The 21,110-nt window shown below is 64.8% G+C and carries 18 protein-coding genes; 2 read left to right on the top strand and 16 right to left on the bottom strand.

What is annotated here, in order from left to right:
- Window positions 1–95: 95 nt before the first annotated feature.
- A complete protein-coding gene (locus CBW66_RS10655) occupies window positions 96–674 on the top strand; it encodes a TetR/AcrR family transcriptional regulator (protein ID WP_086138350.1) in 579 nt (192 codons plus the stop codon).
- Here CBW66_RS10655 and CBW66_RS10650 read toward each other — a convergent pair.
- The 9 genes from CBW66_RS10650 to CBW66_RS10610 form a co-directional block, all read right to left on the bottom strand.
- Complete coding sequence (locus CBW66_RS10650) at window positions 631–1,674, bottom strand: AAA family ATPase (protein ID WP_086138349.1); 1,044 nt, start codon at window positions 1,672–1,674, stop codon at window positions 631–633. The genes CBW66_RS10655 and CBW66_RS10650 overlap by 44 nt on opposite strands.
- A complete protein-coding gene (locus CBW66_RS10645) occupies window positions 1,671–3,038 on the bottom strand; it encodes an AMP-binding protein (RefSeq protein ID WP_086138348.1) in 1,368 nt (455 codons plus the stop codon). The genes CBW66_RS10650 and CBW66_RS10645 overlap by 4 nt, the downstream gene beginning before the upstream one ends.
- Window positions 3,035–3,628, bottom strand: a complete 594-nt coding sequence (locus tag CBW66_RS10640; protein WP_086148600.1) for a hypothetical protein — start codon at window positions 3,626–3,628, stop codon at window positions 3,035–3,037. The genes CBW66_RS10645 and CBW66_RS10640 overlap by 4 nt, the downstream gene beginning before the upstream one ends.
- 1 nt (window position 3,629) lies before the next feature.
- The gene (locus tag CBW66_RS10635) at window positions 3,630–5,405 is read right to left on the bottom strand and encodes a hypothetical protein (RefSeq protein ID WP_086138346.1); all 1,776 of its coding nucleotides are present in this window, start codon (window positions 5,403–5,405) and stop codon (window positions 3,630–3,632) included.
- Entirely contained in the window at window positions 5,402–6,373 is a 972-nt protein-coding gene (locus tag CBW66_RS10630) for a hypothetical protein (protein WP_086138345.1), read from the bottom strand. Before CBW66_RS10630 ends, CBW66_RS10635 begins: the two co-directional genes overlap by 4 nt.
- A 9-nt stretch (window positions 6,374–6,382) precedes the next feature.
- A complete protein-coding gene (locus CBW66_RS10625; RefSeq protein ID WP_086138344.1) occupies window positions 6,383–6,856 on the bottom strand; it encodes a hypothetical protein in 474 nt (157 codons plus the stop codon).
- Entirely contained in the window at window positions 6,853–8,433 is a 1,581-nt protein-coding gene (locus tag CBW66_RS10620; protein WP_086138343.1) for an AAA family ATPase, read from the bottom strand. The genes CBW66_RS10625 and CBW66_RS10620 overlap by 4 nt, the downstream gene beginning before the upstream one ends.
- A 74-nt stretch (window positions 8,434–8,507) precedes the next feature.
- Window positions 8,508–9,119: a glutathione S-transferase gene (locus tag CBW66_RS10615; RefSeq protein ID WP_086138342.1), complete on the bottom strand. Its 612-nt coding sequence runs from the start codon at window positions 9,117–9,119 to the stop codon at window positions 8,508–8,510.
- The gene (locus tag CBW66_RS10610; protein WP_086138341.1) at window positions 9,116–9,973 is read right to left on the bottom strand and encodes an alpha/beta fold hydrolase; all 858 of its coding nucleotides are present in this window, start codon (window positions 9,971–9,973) and stop codon (window positions 9,116–9,118) included. Before CBW66_RS10610 ends, CBW66_RS10615 begins: the two co-directional genes overlap by 4 nt.
- Window positions 9,974–10,072: 99 nt before the next feature.
- On the opposite strand from CBW66_RS10610, the gene CBW66_RS10605 reads away from it, so the two are divergent.
- Window positions 10,073–10,936 (top strand): LysR family transcriptional regulator, encoded by an 864-nt coding sequence (locus CBW66_RS10605; protein WP_086138340.1) that lies wholly within the window; start codon window positions 10,073–10,075, stop codon window positions 10,934–10,936.
- Between the two features lie 60 nt (window positions 10,937–10,996).
- Here CBW66_RS10605 and CBW66_RS10600 read toward each other — a convergent pair whose 3' ends face one another.
- The 7 genes from CBW66_RS10600 to aspT (CBW66_RS10570) form a co-directional block, all read right to left on the bottom strand.
- Window positions 10,997–12,145 (bottom strand): ABC transporter permease, encoded by a 1,149-nt coding sequence (locus tag CBW66_RS10600; protein ID WP_086138339.1) that lies wholly within the window; start codon window positions 12,143–12,145, stop codon window positions 10,997–10,999.
- On the bottom strand, window positions 12,142–13,323 hold the full coding sequence (locus CBW66_RS10595) for an ABC transporter permease (protein ID WP_086138338.1): 1,182 nt from the start codon (window positions 13,321–13,323) through the stop codon (window positions 12,142–12,144). The genes CBW66_RS10600 and CBW66_RS10595 overlap by 4 nt, the downstream gene beginning before the upstream one ends.
- Window positions 13,324–13,329: 6 nt before the next feature.
- Window positions 13,330–14,304, bottom strand: a complete 975-nt coding sequence (locus tag CBW66_RS10590; RefSeq protein ID WP_086138337.1) for an HlyD family secretion protein — start codon at window positions 14,302–14,304, stop codon at window positions 13,330–13,332.
- A 2-nt stretch (window positions 14,305–14,306) separates the two neighbouring features.
- Window positions 14,307–15,734, bottom strand: coding sequence for a TolC family protein (locus tag CBW66_RS10585; protein ID WP_086138336.1), 1,428 nt, complete (start codon window positions 15,732–15,734; stop codon window positions 14,307–14,309).
- A gap of 178 nt (window positions 15,735–15,912) precedes the next feature.
- On the bottom strand, window positions 15,913–17,523 hold the full coding sequence (locus CBW66_RS10580; RefSeq protein WP_086138335.1) for a bifunctional aspartate transaminase/aspartate 4-decarboxylase: 1,611 nt from the start codon (window positions 17,521–17,523) through the stop codon (window positions 15,913–15,915).
- A 45-nt stretch (window positions 17,524–17,568) separates the two neighbouring features.
- Window positions 17,569–19,257, bottom strand: a complete 1,689-nt coding sequence (gene aspT, locus CBW66_RS10575; protein WP_086138334.1) for an aspartate-alanine antiporter — start codon at window positions 19,255–19,257, stop codon at window positions 17,569–17,571.
- A gap of 52 nt (window positions 19,258–19,309) precedes the next feature.
- Window positions 19,310–20,992, bottom strand: coding sequence for an aspartate-alanine antiporter (gene aspT / locus CBW66_RS10570; protein WP_086138333.1), 1,683 nt, complete (start codon window positions 20,990–20,992; stop codon window positions 19,310–19,312).
- Between the last annotated feature and the right edge of the window lie 118 nt (window positions 20,993–21,110).

The raw sequence follows: 21,110 nt of genomic DNA, 5'->3' as shown, positions 1-21,110 counted from the left end.
TAAATATGACGATCATCATGTTTAATAAGTTGAAGCATGACGAACATCATGTATGATGTCAACCATTATTTTTGAACCGCGACCAGGAGCCTGCCATGCGTTATCCCGCCGAAGAAACCGCCGAAAAGCACCAGCGCATCCTCACGGCAGCGGCGCGGCTGTTCCGCGAACAGGGCTTTGACGGCGTCAGCGTGGGACAGATCATGCAGGCGACAGGGCTGACGCATGGCCCCTTCTACAACCATTTCGCCTCGAAGGAAGCGCTGATGGCCGAAAGCACCCGGCACGGCTCGGAGCACTCGCGCGTGGCGCTCGATGCGGCGACCATCAGCCCGGAAACGATGCGCCAGTATGTGCGCGATTACGTGAGCGCGGCCCACCGCGATGCGCCGGGCGATGGCTGCCTGCTGGCGGCGCTGGCAGGCGACGCGCGCAAGCAGCCTGCCGTGCGCCCCGCCTTCACCTTCCACCTGAAATCCATCATCGGCAAGCTGGCGGCACATTTTCCGTGGCAGAAAAAACGCAACTCCCGGCAGCAAGCCATCGTCATGCTGTCGGCCATGGTGGGCGCCGTGGCGCTGGCGCGCGCCGTCGACGATGAAGCGTTTTCCGATGAAATCCTGGCGGCGGTCAGCACAGCGTTTGCGCCGCCAACACTTGCGCCACCTGCCTGACTCTCTCGTCCACCGAACCAGACACATCGATATAGGCGATCCCCCGACGCGCCAGTTCGGCCTGGTACCACGCATGCTGGCGCGCGCGGAAATCCTCGTCGCGGCGCGTGCCGTCCTGGATGAAGGGAAAATCGGGTGCGCACAGCACGACCAGGTCGTAGCGGTGCTCGGCCAGCTGCGCCAGTTCCGCCTCCGCCTTGCCGAACATCTCGACGCAATAAAAATACGTGGTCATGGGCGAGGTATCGCAGAACAGCCAGCGCCGCGCCTGCCCGGCGGCGGCCGCTTCGCGGCGCAGCTGTTCCCGGCCGATCTTCAGCAGATCGTCATAGACCAGCACGCCATCCTGGCTTTCCCACAACTCGCGGCCATACTCGGCCACCCAGGCCGTATCGAAGTGCCGCGCCAACGCTTGCGCCAGGGTCGTCTTGCCGCTCGACTCGCCCCCGAGTACGCACACGCGCGTGACGAAATCGGCGCGCACGATGGGCGACAGGAAGGCGCTGTGCGCCTGCGGGTCTTGCCGCACGAGGGTGCCCGATACGGGCACCGCAGTTCTCGCCTGGTCCACGCTCACGTGCGCCACCGCGCCAACCGCATAATGCCGTTTCAGCACCTGCGCAAAGCCGGGGCCATACTCTTCGCTGCTAAACACGGCATCGACGGGCAAGTCCAGCACCGTCCAGCACAGCCAGCCCATGAAGTGGCGATGGTCGTCGCCATCGGCGTCGTTGTGCGGCAGCGCGCGCGCCGGCATGCCGCGCGCCGCGCACAAGGCGGCCAGGCGCGCATCGTCGAGCACCACGATGTGCGCCTGCGGAAACCGCGCGCGCAGCCACCGTTCCCGGCGCACCGGCTCCAGGCCGGGAAATTCGGGTTTCGTGTAGCTGACCACCAGCAGTTCCTCGCACCCGTCCGTGGCGCGTTGTATCAACAGTTCATGGCCCAGGTGCAGCGGGCAAAATTTGCCGACCACAAGGCCGCGTTTATAAAGCTTCATGCTGCCGCTTCCCGCAAATCCGAAGTGTATTGAATGATCTTGTCTTCCGCCAGCAAGGTCTCGACCGTGATGGCGCCGAAAAAAGGTGCGAGCAAGGCGCGCGCACGATCAGCCTGCGGCATGGCGTTCGGCGCCAGACGCAGCGCGACGGCGCCGTCGCCATGCTGATGCACGCCAAACAGGGCGATGGCCAGCGGTTTCAAGGCGTGCGTGATGTCGATATTATTGATCCACTCGCCGTTGAGCGTCCTGTAGCGCAAGGGGCTGCGCCCCGCCAGGCCCACCAGCACGGGACCGTGCGGGCCATGCGCCAGCGAGGCATAGTCGCCCGTGCGGTAGCGCACCAGGGGCAGGCAAAAATTGAAACCGCCCGTCACCGTGATTTCGCCACGCGCGCCATCGGGCACGGGACGGCCATCCGCATCGAGGATTTCCACGTACAGCCGGTGCTGCAGCAGCACGTGGCCGCCCGCCCGCTCGTCGTAGACGGCGACCGGTCCCACTTCATTGAGCGAATAGATATCGAGCACGGGACAGCCGAAACGCGCTTCCAGGCGCGCACGCATGCCGGGCAACAGCATCATCGAGACGGACAGCAGCGCGGCCGGCTGGTGCGTCATGGGCAAGGTCAGCAACTCGGCAAACGAGATGGGGTCGCCCGCGATCAGCTCGGGCGCCATGGCATCGAGGTAGCGCGCGCGGTCGTCCGGGTGGCGCCAGTCGTCCGTATGCAGGTTGATCTTCGCCAGACCCGATTCGTGCATCGTCGGCGTGACGGATACATAAGTGAAGCAGCGGCGCTGGTGCCCCAGCAGCATCACGCCCACCTGGCCCGCGCCATGGCGCAGGGTGACGCCGAAGCGGCGCAGCGCGCGCTTGTGGAAAGCCAGGTAGCGCCCCGCCACCAGCGGATGCGAGGCGATCAGCAGCGGGTGGCCCGTGGTGCCCGTCGTCTGGAAATTGATCATGCGCGCCAGGTCAGCATCGTCGGGCACGAAGGCGGCGATGTCGTGCGCCAGCTCGGCGCGGCTGATGGGCGCCACGTCCAGAAGGCGCGCGGGCGGCGAGCCGCAGGCGCGGTAATGCGGCACCGTGGCGTAGACCGTCCTGAGAAAATCCGCCAGCCACGGCGGCGGCGCGGCGGCGCTCCAGCCTATCGTGGCGTCCATGACTTCCTGCTCGTAGATGCGCAAGGCTTCCACTTCCCCAGCCAGCAGCTTGTTGCCGCTGCGGTTGCGATACACGGGCGCGCAGGGATGGCCGCGCAGCTTGTCCAGCATATGCGCACCCGCCGGCGTCAGGGTGGGGCAGTAGTCGCGGTCCGATTCCCAGGCGCCGCCCGGCAGATTGACGTCCACGCTCATTCGCGCGACCACTTGTCGGCCGATTCCTCGGCCGCCTTCTTCGCCAGCGCCTCGCGGATTTCGCGCGCGCGCTGCTCGGCCAGGCGGCTCGCTTCGAGCAGGCGGCGCCGCTCCGTACCGCTGATGGCGGACAATCTGTCCGTCGCCTGCGCCACGCTTTCATCGCGCGGCCTGAAACCCAGGCGTGCCAGCACGATGCGCGCCAGCTCTTCACGCCGCTCCGGGTCTTGCGTGAACTGGTGGGCGGGAGTGGCGGCGGCCAGTTCGCGCGCCGCCTCGCCCAGCACCTGCAGCAGATCATGCTGCGGCAACCGCTGAGCGATGAACCACTCGTCGGCCAGCAGCCAGCACACGATCATGGCCAGCGCCAGCCGGTTGCGGTCGGCCTTCACCTGCGCGCCGATAAACCCCTGCAGTGACGCGGCCGGCGCGCGCGCGCCATGCAGCAGCAAAATGTCGTTGACCAGCGCGGCAACCGCCACAGCCTGCGCATTGGCAACGCCGGCGATACGGGGCTCGGCAAGGAATTCGGCGGGCGTGTCGGCCAGGCGGTGGGTCAGGATTTCGAGGTGGGGTCCGGGATTCTGCATGTCATGGTTGTCTATAGTGGCGCCGGCTGAACGCCCGCGCAAAGTCCAGCAAGTCCTCGTAGCGCTCGACGGCGTGGATATCCCAGCCCTGCTCGCGGCGCGCGCGTTTTAAATCGTCATAGCATTGCTGCAGCCAGGTGTGGCTGGCCGCGCCATCCCAGTCGCGCGCCAGGTTCAGCGCCATGGTGCCGCCGGCGCCGCCTTGCGCCAGCGCTTTCGCCGAAATATCCCAGCCGCTGTTGCCCAGTTCATCCTGGTCGAACATGGTGGTGATGCCATCGTCGGAAATCATCAGGATGTGCGCGGGCCGTTCGCGCTTGGCCGCATAGGTCTTGCGCAGACAGTGGATGGGGAAACAGGTGCCGCCGCCAAAAAACTCCGTCAGCACGCCCAGAATCAGGTCTTCATCGCGCACGAAGCCGGGCGTCTGCATCATCTCGTTCTTGCCGCTCCACAGGGTCACCTGCACTTTCGCGCCGGCGCGCAGGGCGGACAGGGCGATGACGGCGCCGGCCAGGGTCAGGAACGAGGTGTGCGCCTGCGGGTTCGGCATGGAGCCGGAACTGTCCACGTACATGTCGAGGTCGACGGGCACGGCGTCGATGGCGCGCGCCGGTTCGCGGCCATACACGCGGCGCACGGTGGTCACGCCCGGCACGGGGCGCGGCGACTGCATCACGGACTGCAGCCAGTCGATTTCCTCGAGCGGATCGCCGGTTTCCCACGCTTCCAGCCCCTCCATCTGCGGCTCCTGCGACTCGGGCGCGGGACGGCTGGGAAACGCCACCAGATGCGGCAAGGCCCGCTCGCGGTAATAGCGGATGGCGATTTCATGGTCGCTCAGATCGATGCCCGAGGCTTTTAATATATCGCCCAGCTCGAACGGTTCGCGCAGCTGGCCGCCTCCCTGCCTGGCCGGCGCCTCGCCCTGCGGCTCCTCGCCATCGAGGCCGGAAATGCGCTTGTCGTGCACCGGGTGGATGGCCCCGTCCATCTCGTCATCCTCGATCTGCTGCGCGCCATACGTCTGGCAGCCACGGGCCGCGTCGCGCGTATCCTGCAGATAACGGCTGGGGCTCAAAGCGTCCGTATCGTCAACCAGATAGGGCAGCAGCAAGGTGGCGAAACGCCCCGCCGCCAGCATCCAGTCGTTCGCATACACGCGGATCAGGCGCGCGCCCAGCCAGGCATCCGTGTCCAGGCGCTCGTCGGCATGGCCGCCCCCAAGTTCGCCCTTCTCCAACTGCCACAGGTTTTCATAGATGCGCATGTACAGCGTCCACACGCCGCCGCTGGCCTTGTCCTTGGCGTCAGCTTGCGCCGTGCGCCCCTGCTGCAGCTTGCGGTAGATGTCGGCCATGCGCAAATTCGCCTGGCGCTGCAGACGGTCGTTGATGAACAGGTCCGTGTACAGGTTGGCCACCATGGGCGCATGCTGCTCCAGAGTGGGCAAGGCGCGGCGCATGCGCGCCAGCAGGCGGAACTGGTCGCCGGCGCTGCCTGGCGCGAGGATGTGGTGGCCGATTTCATGGGCGAGGATTTCCAGCGCATAGTCGTCCAGGCCCAGTTCCGTCACCAGCGGCAAGTCCACCACCACGCTCTGGTCCAGCAAACGGATCATGGCGAAGCTGCCGGACAGGCCCTGCTTGCTGGCCTCGACGCGGCTGGCGCACAGGCTGGGGTCGCGCAGGCGCGTAAATTTGCTCCACACAGCCAGGGCCTCGGGCCAGGCGGCGCGCCAGGCCTCGATCAGCGCGGTGTCGGCATCGTTCTTCATGCGAGGGGCAGCAGGCGGATCGCGTGCGTCCACGGCGACGTGACGGCGACCGTATGCGCATTGGCGGCGATGGCGATGTCGCCGGCCGGCACATCGAGTTCGATGCGGCGCGCGCCGACGTGCACGGTCGTCCCATCGAGGCGGACGGACGCCGGCGTGCCGGTGTGCGCCTGCTCGAACTCCTGCGCCGTGGCGCTGTGCAGCACGGCGCCAAAGGCGTCGGCCACCAGCAGGTAATGGCGTTCGGCGCTGCGCACGACAAAGCCGTCCGCAGAAGCGCGCACCTGCGGCGGCGTGCCGAAGTCGCCACCAAGGCCGCTGAAGCTGCCGAACTCGCGGCCTTCGGCATTGCCGCGCCACGGATTGCCCTGTAGCTGCGCATGCACCTGCGGCCACTGCGCACCGGGTTCATCGAAGGCGGCCAGCGCCAAGGCGGGCGGCAAGGTATCGGCGGCGGCCAGCGCACCCTGGCGGAAATGCGCGACGCCCGCGCGCCAGGCCAGCACCTGGCCCACGGCGCGCAGCTGCGCCAGCGTGGCGATCTGCGCCGCCAGGGCGTTCAGCTCGCGCTGCCACTGCGCGGGACGCGCGCCCGCCACGGAGGCGATGTGGATGGCGGCGTTGCTCAGCATGCCCAGCACATCGACCGGGGCAGTCGCCAGCAGCGGCGCAAACTGCGGCGCCAGTTCGCGCCACACGGTATTGAGGAACGGGTTTTTCGCGGCCGGACCGGCCAGCCCATGGCCCACCAGTTCCAAAGCCATGTCGTAGGCGGCCAGGGTCGCGCCACCCGCGCGCTCGGGCGCGGCGGAAGACACGGCGACTATCAGCGGATCGACGCCGTCGTGCAAAAAGGCGCCGAAGGCAGCCATGTCGAGCGAGGGAAAGCGCCGGCGCGCTTCCGCTGCGCGCGCATTGAACTGGGCGCGGCCGCCGGCAAGGATCGCCGCAAAGGCAGGAGAGATCATCGCAGCCCCTCAGTCGCTATGCGAAAAGTGCAGCAGATAGCGCTCATCGCCCACTTCGAACGCGATCTCGTCCCAGTGGATCGCGTACCAGAAACCGGCGGGCGGCACCATCGTCACGGCATGCAGGGAGCAATCACCAAGCGCCGCATCGAGCGATTCCAGGAAGCCGGCCACCAGCTGCGCGCGGAAGCGCCCAGGGGGCGCCGCCTGCATGTGCCGCGACGAGAAAAACCAGCGCTGGCACACCTGCTCCAGCTGCGCGCGCCCGCACGGCGCCAGCTTGATATGCCATAAGGGGGGCGGCAAGTGGCGCGCGGGGGCGATGGCGTTCAAGGCATGGTCTTCCACGCGCAAGCCCAGCGCCGTGAGCAGATCGGGCGCATCGGGCAGGCGTGATAACTCGTAGCTGGCACACAGGTCGCTCGCTTCGCCATTGAGCATGGCCAGCGCGTCCAGGAAGCCTTGACAACGATCGATACTCATTGCGAACGCAGCCAGCTGCGGTAGTTGGTATAGCGCTGATGCAGATATTTCAATTTCAGCAGGTCGTCGTACAGGGGACCGTACAGTTTTCTCCCTTTCGTGCGTTCGCCGATCAGCTTTTCGATGCGGTTCAGGCGCGCCAGGGTGTCGCGTTCGCTGACGCCGTCGAGGCCCAGGTCGAATTCGGCCGACAGCGCGCCGACAGGATCGTCGCGGTCCAGGTCGAGGCGGTTGAATTCATCGTTGGACAAGTCGAACAGGCGGCGCAGCCAGCCCAATCTGTCGCTGCGGTAGGCGGCGTTTTCCGGCAGCGCGAAAAACGGCGCGTCCGGGTCCGGCTGCAGCTTGTTATGCAGCACAAACGGCAGCACCTGGCGCAAGTCTTCCAGCGCCACCTCGCCATTGCCGCGGAAATAGGCCATGGCCTTGGCGTAGATCAGCAGCGCCATCAGGGTACGCACGGAGATGCCGTTCAGTGTCTGGCAACCGAGATCCTTCAAACGGTCGCGCCCATTGTCGGCCGCCTGCGCGGCGCCCCGGTCGGCGCCGGCCAGGCGGGCCGTATCCTTGGTCATGTATTCGAACTGGCCGCCGGCCGTCTCGAACAGTTCGAACTGGCTGGCGAAAAATTCCAGGCGGCGCCGCACGGCTTCGGGCACGGCCACCTGGCGGATCGCCGCGCCGATCTGGTCCACCTCCGCTTCCGTGAAGATGATATCGGGCGGCACCAGCTCTTCGGGGCGCACGTTTTCCTCCACGCGCAGCAGCAGTTCATTTAAAAAGCGCGGATTGAAGGCCAGCGCCTGCACCGTCACGTCGACGCGGTCGCGCAGCGCCTCGATCACCTGATAGGTGCCACCGCCCTGGTCGTCATTGGCCGTCAGATACCAGGCCGCTTCCGGGCATTCATAGATATGGTTCAGCACTTCCGCGTAATTGTCGCCCATGACGGTGAGCAGCGCGCTTTGCGTGCGCGTGGGGATGCGGTTGTATTCATCGACGATTTTGACGCGCATGCCCAGCCAGGCGCGCCAGGCGATGCGGATATCGTCCATGCTTTGCGCATTGACCAGGTCGGCTGGCAGCGGATTGCCCAGCAAATCGGCCACCGTCATCTGCGGGTGGCCGTGCTGCATCGCGCGCTTGACTTCCTTGACGGTGGAGCCGGCCAGCACGCCCATCAGCAGCGCGCTGGCCGTCTTGCCCCGCCCCGGCCCGCCGACGAACAGGCATTTGCGGCGCGTGGCAAACGTCAGCAGGGGCAGCAGAATAAAACTGGAATAGCTTTGCGCCGACGGCAAGTTCAGGGTGCGCCGGCTGTCGCCCACGGCATACGTCTGCGACGGACCATCGTTGTATTCGATGTCGTAATGGGGGCTGATGATGGCGTGGTTGACGATCCAGAAATATGCCTGGCGCAGCTTTTCATCGAAAGGCCGCGCCTGCGTCTCGCCGTCGCTGCCCAGCGCGATGGGGCCCTGGTACAGGTCTGCCACGTCGAATTGCCGCGCAACGGGCGCGGCCTTGGGCTTGGTGGGGGCCTGGGACAGGCGCTGGAACAGATTAAAAGACGGCATGGCAATACTCTTCCGTTAAGGAAATGAAATTATTGCACAAGCCGCCCGCAATTACCGGTTCGGATGAAAGCAGATTAGCCCGCCATCGGCGTAGCCAGAAACACCGGCTGCCGCTCGGCCAGCGCCGTCAGCGCGGCCACGGCCGGATAGTCGCCGGCCGCCATCACCTCGGGCACCATCTGCTGAGCAAAACTCCAGGCCACCGCAATGGTGATGCCGGCAATACTCAGGCAGTCCGGCGCCTCTTCGCGCAATGACGCGTCCAACTGCCGCCAGGCCCCATGCAACTGCAGCTGGACGCGGTCCAGCCAGGGCTGATGCTGTTTTTCCTGCGGGCGCAAGCGCCGCTCGTAGACGATCTGCACGGCTTTGTCGCAGGCCGCCAAAGCATAGCTGGTCTGGCACAGCGCGCGCAGGCGTGCCGGGTCCGTCTCGGGCTCCGGCCTGATGCGGTGAGCATGCATGGCCAGTTCTTCCAGATATGCCAGGATCAAGGTCGAGTCCATCAACACCTGGCCGTCGCCGGTGACCAGGGTCGGCACTTTGACGGCAGGATTGATGGCTTGTACCTGGTCGACATCGGAAAACACCGACAAGGGCCGGTGTTCATGCTCCAGACCCAGCACTTTCATGCCAATGGCAACGCGCCTGACGTAAGGCGAATCGAGCATTCCGATCAATATCATGGCCCCCTCCTCTCCAGCTGATGAATAAACGCGATCACTTGTGCCGCGACGGCCGCTGGCGCATCCTCCATCAGGAAGTGCCCGGCCTCGTCAAACAGGTGCAAGGTGGCGCCGGGAATATCGCGCTGCAGGCGATGGCCATACGCGACCGGCTGCCACTCGTCCTGCCGGCCCCATAATATCTGTACCGGCAAGGTTAACCGCGGCAGTTTTTCGCTAAAGTCCATCGTATGGCAGGCGTTATAGTGCGCCACCTGGTGCTGGTAAAACGAGGGCTGCCCCACCACGCCGCACAGCGGCTCCAGGTAACACCGCAGAAGCTCGCCCTGCATCCTGTCCTTGTGAAAAACGGCCATGGCCAGCTGGCGTGCCATCGTGGCGCAATGCTCGCTGGCCGGCGTCAAAGCACACCGGGCGAAGTCATCGCGCAGATGCTTCCAGGTGGGCGATGGCCAGGAATCGTAGCTGGGCGCGTCGGCGATGCTCAAGCCGCGCAGGCGCGCCGCGTGGTCGAACGCCAGGCGCAGCGCAATGGCGCCGCCGATATCGTGGCCAAACAAATGGGTGGCCGGCAGTTGCCAGTGGTCGAGCAAGGCCGCCAGCAAGGTCACCTGCGCCGCTACCGAGGTATCGGCCTCGACGGGCCGCTCGGATCGCCCAAAGCCCAGCAAGTCATACAGGTGCACCTGAAAACCGGCATCGACGAACAGCGGCACCAGTTCGCGCCAGATAATGCTGTGCGCCGGCGTGCCATGCACCAGCACCAGCGGCGTGCCTGCGCCATGGATGCCGGTGGCGATACGCTGTCCGTGGATCAGGGCGTGGCCATTCAACAGCGGTTCTTGACTCCTCATCAACTATCCTTTCGTATGCAGAACCTGCAGGCTAAGGCTTGACTCAACATGACGCCAGTGACATTCTTTTGACCTTCCATCCAACTTTTGTCATAACTCATGAATTTGCGTCTCTCCATCGACGCCCTGCGGGTGTTCAGGGCAGTGGCACAAACCGGCAGCATGAGCCAGGCAGCCAGCTTGCTCCATCTGAGCCAGTCGGCCGTCAGCTGGAAAATCAAGAGGCTGGAGCAGCAGCTCGATTGCCAGCTGCTGGCGCGCAGTGGCGGGCGGTTTGGCACGACCGACCAGGGAGCCGTGCTGCTGCGGCATGCGTTCGACATACTCGACGCCCACGATGACGCCGTCGCCCATTTTTCGCCATCGGCGATGCAAGGCCGGCTGCGCATCGGCGTGACGGAGCAGATTTCATTGGCGGACGTGTGCGCAGTGCTGTCGCAGTTCTCGCATCACCACCCCAAGGTGGACGTGCAGCTGGTGGTGGAGCAAAGCCAGGTATTGCGCGAACGCTTTGCCGACGGCGTGCTCGATGTGATTTTGCACCAGGATTTTGCCGGCAAGGCGGCGCCGAGCGACACCCTGTTATGGTCAGAAACGCTGCATTGGTGCGCTGCCTCGGCAGAGCAGACCTTGCCGGGAGATACCGTCAAACTGATTACCTACGGGCCACACTGCTTTTACCGCCGGCTGGCCGAGGAAAAGCTGGGCCAGGCCGGCATGGCCTGGAGCGTGGGCCTGGAATGCCCATCGGTGGCGGGGATGCTGACCGCCGTTGCCGCCGGCCTGGGCATGGCGGTGGTCAATGCACGCAAGCTGAACCAGGGCGTGCACCGGCACACGGCACTGGAACGGCTGGCACCGCTACCGCGCGTCGACAGCCTGCTGCGGGCCAATGACAACCTGCCCGACCCGGTGCGTGACGGTTTTTGCCAGCTGCTGCTGGCGGCATTGCAGAAAGCATGATGGATCCCGTCGCTAACGATACAGGCAGTTGGGGCTCCAGCGCTTCCCCCGGCTTCATGCTCATCCTTGTTGGACGACGGGCGCCGGCGCCTCGGCGCGCCAGCGCCACCAGCCCAGCGCCACACAGGCCAGCAGCAAGGCCAGCAAGCCCGCCACTTCATGGCGGATTTCATACAGCGAGGCGCCCATCTGATTGAGCGCGACAAAGCCCTGGATGCCGGCAGTGGACGGCAGCAGCCAGCGCAGCCATTGCAGCACGACGGGCATGGACGACACGGGCCAGGTCAGGCCCGCGAGGAACAGCACCGGCATCGAGGTGGCGATCATCAGCTGCGTGCCCCGCTCGCGCGTGCGGAACAGCATGCCCAGCAACATGCCGAACGCCGCTTCCGCCAGCGAGAACAGCACCAGCAGCAAGAGCATGCCGCCAAAGTTGCCGCCACGGGGGTAATCCTGGAACCAGAAGACGAAGCCGAAGAAATAGCAGCAGTTCAAAAACGCCACGCAGGCAAACGCCAGCAGCATGCCCGCATAGCCACCGGCCGTGCGCCGGCCCGCCAGCGGAAAACTCTTGCGCTGATACCAGGTGCCGAACAGCATGGTCATGCCGATCAGCAAGGTCTGCTGCACGATCAGTGTCGCCACGCCGGGCACGACATAGGCGCCATAGCCTTCCTTGACGTTAAACAGGGGCACGGCGTCAAAGGCGATGGGTGCGCGCTGCTGGTTGGCTTGCACGGTCGATGGCGTGCCCGCCCCCAGGCGTTTGAGTTCGATGCCGGCCGACACCGTGCCCACCACTTCCGCCAGGCCGTTCAAGGCCACCTTGTTCAGCATCAGATACAAGCCATTACCCGCCACCTGGGCATGGGCGGCGCGGCCGGCCAGCACGTCCGTCTGCAAGCCGTCGGGAATGATCAGCACGCCCATGACCTGGTCGCGCCACAATAAATCCTGCGCGACGGGCAAGTCCGGCGTGACGGCCACGACCTGCAGCGAGGGATGGGCCATGGCAAAGCGCATGAGCTGGCGCGACATGGCGCTGCGGTCCTGGTCGACCACGGCCACGGGCACGCGCTGGACGATTTCCGCCGAGTATGGCAAGGGGTAGAAAAAGGAGTAAATGATGCCGCCGATAAACAGCAAGGTCAGCGCGCCCTTGTCCGTCAGCATGGCGCGCCAGGTGGCGAGGAAGGCGGTCCACATCATGCGCGCCCCCAGGCGGCAGGCGCATTCGCGCGGCGCGCCAGCAGGAACACGCCCACGGCGCCGCAGCCGATGGCGAAGCCGGCCAAAACCAGCATTTCCTGCACGCCATAACGCCACGGCGCGCCGGCCAGCCAGAATTTCGTCTGCAATTGCAGATAATGCGTGAGCGGCAAGGCTTCCGCCCAGGCGCGCGCGGGCGCCGGCATGGCCATCAAGGGAAAAGCCTGGCCCGCGAACGCGAAGGCCGGCGCCGTAATAAATGCCGCGCCCGACAGGGCCAGCCGCAGCGACAGGGTGGCGCCGATCAGCAAGGTCGCCAGGCCGCAATACGCGAGCACCAGCAGCAGCATGCTCAGCAGCAAGGCGGGCAAGCTGCCCGCCACGGCCCAGCCCCGCGCCAGGCTGAAAAACAACAAGTACAGCAGCGCCAGCGCACAGTAGGCGATCAGGGGAAACAGCAGCTTGGCACCGACGGCGCGCAGCCAGCTGCCGTTGGCCGAGGCCAGCCATTGCGGCACCGTGCCGTCGCGCAACTCCCGTCCGATACTCGTGACGACGGCGACGACGATGAAAATCTGCAGCATGGCCGGCATCAGCGCCAGGGTCAGGAATGCTTCGTAGCTGATATTTTCATTGTACAAACTGTTCAAGGTCGTGCGGATCGGCTCGAACTGGGCCGCAGCCTGCACGCCCGACATGCCCTTTTTCGCGCGCGCCGTCATCTCGATGCCGGCCGACAAGGTCGTGCTGACCGTGCGCACGTCGCGCAGCAAGGCGCCCGCGTGCGAGGAAAACTGCGCGTTGTACAGCCATTGCACTGTGGCCTGGCGGCCGCCCAGCAGTTTCTGCTCGAAATCGTTGGGGATCAGCAGATAGCCAAACGCCGTGCGCTCGCGCAAGCGGTGCAGGGCTTCGTCGCTGGACGCCACCTTGGCCGCCACCGCGATGCCGGGCGAAGCGTCGAGCCAGCGCGTGAGCTGGCGCGACAAGGTGGAGTTGTCATTGTCGATGACGACGATGGGCAAGTCGCGCGCGATGCCGGCGGAAAACACCAGCCACAGCATGCCGCACAGCACGACTGGAATCCAGCTGAGCATGCCCCAATCCCAGAAGTCGCCGCGCAAGCGCCGCCACTCGCGCGCCAGCGCAGAAACCGGCCCCTTATCCGCTTCGTTCATCGCGTATCAGAGCGGTGGAAACACAACCGACATACCCGGGCGCAAGCCCTCGACCTTGATGGCGGGACGCAGGCGTATCTCGAAGGTGCGCAAATCCGTGCCGCCCGGGCGGGCCGCGCGCCATGTGGCGAAATCGGGCAGCACGGCCACGGAACTGACCTTGAAGCTCACTTGCTGTTTCAAGGCCGGCACATTCGCCGTATGCGTGCTGCCCATGGCAAACGCCGCCATCTCATCTTCGCGCACCTGCAGCACGGCCCAGGCGTCGTCGAGGTTGACCAGCGTAATCACTGGGAAGCCTTGCGGCGCCAGTTCACCCGGCTGTATCTGGATCTTGCTGACCTGGCCCGCCACGGGCGCGGCGATCTTCGTCTCCGCCAGCGCGACTTGCGCTTCCGTCAGCACGGCGCCCACCTGGCGCGCCTGGGCGGCGGCGGCCGTCTTGTCTTCCGGACGGGCGCCCTTTTGCGCCATGTCATATTGCGCGCGGGCCGCCTGCGCCAGCTGCTCGGCGGCGCGCCATTGCGCCTGCGCCTCGTCGCGTTTCTGCTGCGCGATCACGCCTTGCTCGTACATATTGTTGACGCGGCCGTACGTGGTCTTGGCAATGGTGGCGCCCGTTTGCGCCCGCTCCCAATTGGCTTTCGCGGCCGCGACTTCCTCGGGACGCGCACCCGCTTGCGCCTTTTGCGCCACGGCATCGGCTGCCTGCGTGGCGGCCGTCGCTTGCGCGACCTTCGCATCCACTTCCGGACTCGTCAGCTGAAACAGCAACTCGCCTTTCGGCACCGTCTGGCCCAGCTTGACGTACAGCTGGCCCACCCTGCCCGGCACTTTCGACGAGACATTGACTTCCTGCGCATCCATCTGTCCCTGCAAAGGCAGGCGCTGCGGCTGGAATGCCTGGTACAAGCCCCAGCCCACGAAGCCCAGGACGACGATGGCGGCGGCGATGGCCAAGGTTTTTTTGGAGGTGCTCATTCTTATTTGTCCACAGGTAATTGGATATCGGCCGCTGCCGCCAGGCTGCCCAGGCGCTGCGTCTCGCCCGTCGCTTCCAGCAATTGCGCCAGCCCCATCACATAGTTATAGGCCGTCTGCGCGCGCTGGGTCTCGACCTTGGCCAGGTTCAGGCGCGCGTCGACCACTTCCAGCGACGTCACTTGTCCCTGCTGGAAGGCGACCGTTTGCAAACGGATATTTTCGCGCGCCAGCTCCACCGACGACGCCGTGGACAGGTACTGGATGCGCGCGTTTTCCAGCGCGCGCCAGTTCTTTTCGATCAGGGTGGGAATGTCGCGCTCGGCCTGGCGCGCCACCACTTCCACGCGCTCCTGGTCCAGCTTGGCGGCGGCGATCATCTTGCCCGTATTGATGCGGTGCACGAGCGGCACGGCCACGACGAGGCCGATGGCCCAGTTCGAGCGCACGAGTTTTTCATTGCCGCGATTCAGGTTGTAGTTACCGATGGCAAACACGGTGGGTGCGTACTCCTTGCCATGCAGCTTCAAGGCCTGCTCGGCCTGCACGCGCTTGCTGTCGATCTTTTTCCAGTTCGCATTTTCGCGCATGCCCGTACTGATGAACGATTGCAAGGTACCCACCGGCAAGCTGTTGACGAACAATGGCGTGCTGGGTCGCACTTGCGTGTTGACGGAGAGCAAACGGTCGAGCGCCACCTGGGCGATTTCCTCGTCGCTGCGCGCCTGCGCCTCGTCGCTGCGGGCGCTATCGAGGGCCACGTCGGCACGCAGGCGTTCCGCGCGCGAAATCAGGCCGCCCTTTTCCAGCCTGGCCGCGTCGCGCTGATGTTCCGTCACGCCGGCCGTCACTTCGGCCCGCACGGCCACCACCCGCTTGGCCAGCAGCAACTGGAAATAGCGCTGCGCCACCAGGGTCGCCAGCTGCTCTTCCGCTTCCGCGCGTTCCGCCTGCGCGGCCAGGGTCAGGCTCGACGCGAGGCCCTTGACAGCGTCCAGCCGCCCGCCCGTGTAGATGGGCCACATGCCCAGCAAGCCGAACGAGGTCAGGTCCGTCACCACTTCGCGGTTCAGGGAATTGGGAATGTGCGGCGTGGGCAAGCCGGGAATCGGCGGCAGCACCGATTCGATGCCGCCCACCACGCCGGACAAGCCGCTCGTATCGATGTTCAAGTCCGTCGACAGGCGGCCGCGAAACGCCGTCAAGTCCACGGAAGGGCCGTCGATATTCGACAGCGCCTCGGCCTTGAGGGTTTTCGCGCGCACGTCGAGCGCGGCGCCCTGCACGGCGCCCGAAGCGGCGGCGGCCTGCTGCAGCGCTTCGCTGAAACTCACAGGCGCGCCGGCCGGCAACTGCGCCTGCGCCGGCAGCGCCGGCAGGAATGCGGCCAGTGCGCCGGCGAATAATAAATGTCCTTGCAATCTGCCCATGTAGCGTCCAGTCAATGAATGAGGGGAAAGCACGGGGTTGCCATGTTTATACTTTCACAATAGCAATTATATCTACGGATGTCCATTCCAGCCTACACTATTGCTTATGCACGCTGACAGACAAAAACGGGCGCCTCATGCGGGGCGCCCGTTTTTGTCAGACCAAGCGGCTAGCGGCTTACTTCTTCGCCTTCTTGCCGCCCTTTTCCTTCTCCTTTTCAAACACGGCAAAGAACTCCGACGCCATGCCGCGGATGGCGCGGCCGATATTGGCGTAGTCGTATTCGTTCAGGTTGGCCAGCGAGACGCGGCCGGACGGATGCGTGGTACCGAAGCCGCGGCCCGGCAGCAGGATGACGCCCGTTTCCTCGGCCAGGCGGAACAGCGCTTCGTTCGGTTTGAGCTTTTTCAGCAGCCACTGCGAAAACTCCACGCCATGCATCTGCGCGGCCAAGGATTCCATGTCCAGCAGATGGTAATAGCGCACGGAATTGGCGTCGTGCGCCATCGGCAAGCCCAGTTCGCGGTACAGCGCTTCCTTGCGGCGCAGCACGATGCGTTTCATCGACTGCTTGTACTTTTGCTCTTCATCCATCAGCGAGAACAGCGAGAACAAGGTCATCTGCGCCTGCACGGGCGTGGACAGGCCCGCCGTGTGGTTCAGCGCCACCGTGCGGCTGTCGGCCACCAGGCGGTCGATGAATTTCAGCTCGCGCGGTTCCGTCGTGATGGAGTGATAACGCGCATCGAGCTGTTTCTTGATGGTTTCCGGCAACTTGGCAATCTTGGCGTCGAGCACATTGTTTTCATGCGTGGCCACCACGCCCATGCGCCAGCCCGTCGCGCCGAAGTATTTCGAGAACGAATACACGAGGATGGTGTTGAACGGGCAAATGGCGAACAGCGAGACGAAATTGTCGGCGAACGTGCCGTACACGTCATCGGTCAAAATGATCAGGTCCGGGCGCTTCTTGATGATCTTGGCGATGTAATCCAGCGTCTCGTCATCGATCTTGACGGAAGGCGGATTGCTGGGGTTGACGAGGAAGAAAGCTTTCACTTTCGGGTCGAGCAGCTTGTCCAGCTCCTTCTTGGTGAATTGCCAGTTGTTCGATTGCGGCGCATCAATGTGCACGGTGTTCAGCTTGTAATCGTTCAGCTGCGGAATCTCGATGTAGGGCGTGAAAATCGGCATGCCCAGGGCGATCGTGTCGCCTTCCTGGATGATATGGTTCGATTTCATGCTGGCAAACAGATAGGTCATGGCCGCCGTGCCCCCTTCGACCGCGTACATGTCGAAGTTGCCGACAAAGGGATGGTCGCCGATCATTTCGCGGTGGATATACTGGCCGACGATTTTCTCGGACAGGCGCAGCATGCGGTCCGGCACGGGATAGTTGCAGCCGAGGATGGCTTCGCACATCTCATAGATGAAGTCGCCCGCGCTCAGGCCCAGCTGGTCGCGCACATACGACACGGCCGCCTCGATGAAATGCACGCCCGGCGTCTCAGCATGCTGGCGCACGAAGATTTCAAAGCGCGCCTCGATGCCCTCGCGCGTGGGAAAGCCGCCCACGTCGTCCATGTACACATAGGAACGCTCCGCTTCCGTCATGGCGAACTGGCCGAACTGGAAGAAACCGTGGCGCGGCGTAGTCGCCAGGAAATTCGGGTTGCCGCGGCCCGCATTGAGCATCAGGCGGTTGCTTTGCTTGGCCGTCTGGATCAGCGCATCCTTCAATTCGAATGGGCTCAACAGGGCGAGTTTGCTTGGGTTACTGAAATCCATTTTTGCTACTCCTTTAGACAGACAATGTGCAGGGTTCTTGCAGACTCAGACGAAGGCCACGATCAGCGGCCCCAGCAGGGTCAGGAAAACGTTGGCCAGGGCATACGTGATGGCAAACGGTACGGTGGGAATCGAGTTTTGCGCCGCGTTCAGCACTTCGCCGAACGCGGGATTGGCACTGCGCGAGCCGGACAAGGCGCCCGCGAACACGGCCACGTTGTCATAGCGCAAGACATAACGGCCGATCAGCATGGTCAACATCATCGGCAGGATGGTCACCACCACGCCCACGCCAAACAGGGTCAGGCCGTGTTCGCGCACGGTTTGCACGGCTTGCAGGCCCGACGTGAGGCCGACGACGGCAACAAAGCCGGCCAGGCCCAGATCCTTGAGGATTTGCACGGCGCCGCTGGGCATGTAGCCGAACGTCTGGCGCTTGGCGCGGAACCAGCCGAACACGAGGCCCGACAGCAGCACGCCGCCGCCACTGCCCAGCGTCAGTGGAATCGAACCGATGCGCGCCACCAGCAAGCCGACCAGCAGGCCGACGACGAGGCCGGCGCCCATGTAGACGAAGTCCGTCTTGGCGCTCGGCACGATCATATAGCCCACTTCGGCCGCCACGCGCTTGACGTCCTGCTCGGCGCCATAGATGGTCACCACGTCGCCCGTCTGCACCACGGTTTCCGGCTGCATGGGCAGGATCTTGCCCATGCGGCTCAGCTGCACGACAAAGATGCCGTGACGCACGCCCGGCGCCGTCGCGCTGCGGATTTCGCCCACCGTCTTGTTGTGGTAAGCCTTGTTGGTCAGCACCATGTCGCGGCGCTGCATCACCAGCTCCATGCCTTCGACGGCAAGCAATTCCTTGCCCAGCTGGGAAGACACGCTGAGCATGGCTTCGCGGCGGCCCACCAGCAGCACGATGTCGTCGGCCGCCAGCACCAGGTCCGGGCTGACGTCGATGATCTGGCCATTGCGTTTCACGCGCTCGATGGTAATGGCCGTGTTCGGATGAGCGCTTTCGATCTCTTCCACGGTGCGGCCGGCGCCCGGACCGACGTCGTAGATGCGGCCGATCAAATCTGGCGCGGCCGGCGTCTGGCCCGGTCCCAGCACCTGCACGCCCGCCTGCAGCGCCGTTTCCGCCTTGATCGCATCTTCGCGGATGGTGCGTTTCATGAGTTTAGGCAAGATGTTGACGCAGACGATGATGGCGCCAAACGAGCCGAACACGTAGGTGACGGCATAGCCGACGGCCACGTTGCCCTGCAGGCGCGCCACCTCGTCGGCCGCCAGGCCCAGCTTGGTGATCGCATCGCCGGCCGTGCCGATGATCGCCGATTGCGTCAAGCCGCCCGCCGCCACGCCGGCCGCCAGGCCCTTGTCCAGGCCGAACACCTTGGCCATGATGACCACTGTCAGCAGCGCCGTCACGGCCAGCACGACGGCCAGGATGATTTCGCGCACGGACTGGCGCCCCAGCGAATTGAAGAATTGCGGCCCGCTTTCATAGCCGACCGCGTAAATGAACAGGGCGAACAATACCGACTTGACGCCGGGATCGATGGCCACGCCCACCTGGCTGACGAGGACCGCCACCAGCAGTGAACCGGCGACCCCGCCCAGCTGAAACGAGCCGAACTTGATCTTGCCGATGTAGTAGCCCACTGCCAGGGAGAGAAACAAAGCAATTTCGGGCGACTTCTTGAATAACTCATGCAACCATTCCATGCGGACCGCCTTTCGTGTTGAAGGAATTCTTGACTACGCCCTTGCGGACGCTTTATGCACGCACCGAACCGGCCAGGGCCACGATGAGCGGCCCCAGCAGGGGCAGCACCACGTTCGAGATCGCATACGTGATCGTGTAGCCCAGCAAGGGCGTGGAATTGCCGGCCGCGTTCTGCACGGCCGACAGGGCCGGCGTGCTGCCCTGCTGGCCGGCGATGGCGCCCAAGAGCACGGGCGCTTCCAGCTTCAGGAAAAAATGGCCCACCAGCAGCGACAGCGAGGCGGGGATGACGGCGATCAGGACGCCCATCAGCGGCAGCGACAGGCCGTACTGGCGCACCAGCTCGATCGCCTGCGGTCCCGATGCCAGGCCCACGCAGGCGATGAAGGTGGCCAGACCGATATCCTTCATCATGTCGAGCGCGCTGGGATGAATGCCCGGCATGCCAGGCTTGCGCGCCTGGTACCAGCCGAACACGAGGCCCGTCAGCAGGGCGCCGCCGCCCGTGCCCAGCGAAAACGGAATGCCGCCCAGCTTGGCCGTAAAGCCGCCGATATACACACCGAGCACGATGCCGATGCTGGCGTAGACAATATTGCTGCGGTCGCCCGTGGGCATGCGCTTGCCGATGGCGGCCAGCGCCGTGTTCAGCTCGCGCCCTTCCGTCGTGCCGTACAGGCGCAGCACGTCGTCGCGCTGCAAGGAAAGATCAGGCAGCGGCGGCATGTTGTGCTCGCCGCGGATGACGGCCGCCACGTGCACGCCGGTGGGCAAGGCCAGCTGGCGCAAGGGCTGGCCCACCAGCGCGGCTTGCTGCAGCACCACTTCGACGGCGGAGACGGCCATGTTCAAGCCCGTCGTGTCGGCAAATTCCTCGCCCAGGATGGCTTCGGCCGCCACCAGCGCGGGACGGTGGCCGATCACCAGCACTTCGTCGTTATTGCGCAGGCGCAGTGCCGGCTCCAACGGCAAGACCTTGCCGTGCCGGCGCACGCGCGTGATGCTGGCGCGGCCCGCAAAAATATGCTGCAAGGCATCGAGGCGGCGCCCCGCGCCCCGGCTGATGCGGTAGGCGCGGCCCACCATTTCCGGCGTGGCCTGCACCCCATCGCCGTCGGTTTGCGCGCCGCCCATCTTTTCCCATAATTTGTCGGCTTCCTCGCGCAGGTTGACGCCCAACAACAGCGGAAAAATCTGGCTGGTGACAATGACGATGGCGATCAGGCCGAAGATATAGGTGATGGAATACGCGGTGACCACATTGGCTTGCAGCTCGGCGATGCGGGCCGCCGGCAGCGCCAGCTTCGAGATCGCGTCCGTGGCCGTGCCGACGACGGCCGATTCCGTCGCCGCGCCCGCCATCATGCCGGCCGCCGTCCCCTGGTCCAGGCCAAGGAAACGCGTGGCCAGCAGCACCAGCGCCAGCACCACCAGCACTTCGATCAGGCACAGCAATCCCAGGCGCAAACCCTTGGCATTCAGGTTGGCAAAGAATTGGGGACCGCCCGCGTAGCCGAGGGCAAAGATGAACAGCATGAAGAAAACGTTCTTGACGCTGGCGTCCAAAGTAATGCCCAGCTGGCCGATCAGCAGCGCGGCGATCAGGGTACCGCACACGCCGCCGAGCTGGATCGGGCCGAAGCGTATCTGCCCTGCCGCGTAACCGAGCGCCAGCGCCAGGAACAGGGCCAGTTCCGGCACCTGGTGCAATACCGACGTGATCGACTCGAGCATGGACAACCCTTCGAAAAGATAACGGATGGTTACAAGGAGACAGAGCGTTCGGCGGCTGGCGGCAGCTGGCTATTGAACGGGCGCACGGATCCCGCACGAGACCCGCGTATGACCGCTT

The organism is Janthinobacterium sp. GW456P (genome assembly GCF_002127655.1).
In the GTDB taxonomy this organism is placed as follows: domain Bacteria; phylum Pseudomonadota; class Gammaproteobacteria; order Burkholderiales; family Burkholderiaceae_D; genus Janthinobacterium.
Note: the sequence above shows the minus strand (reverse complement) of the source record. Positions and strands in the feature narration are given on the sequence as shown.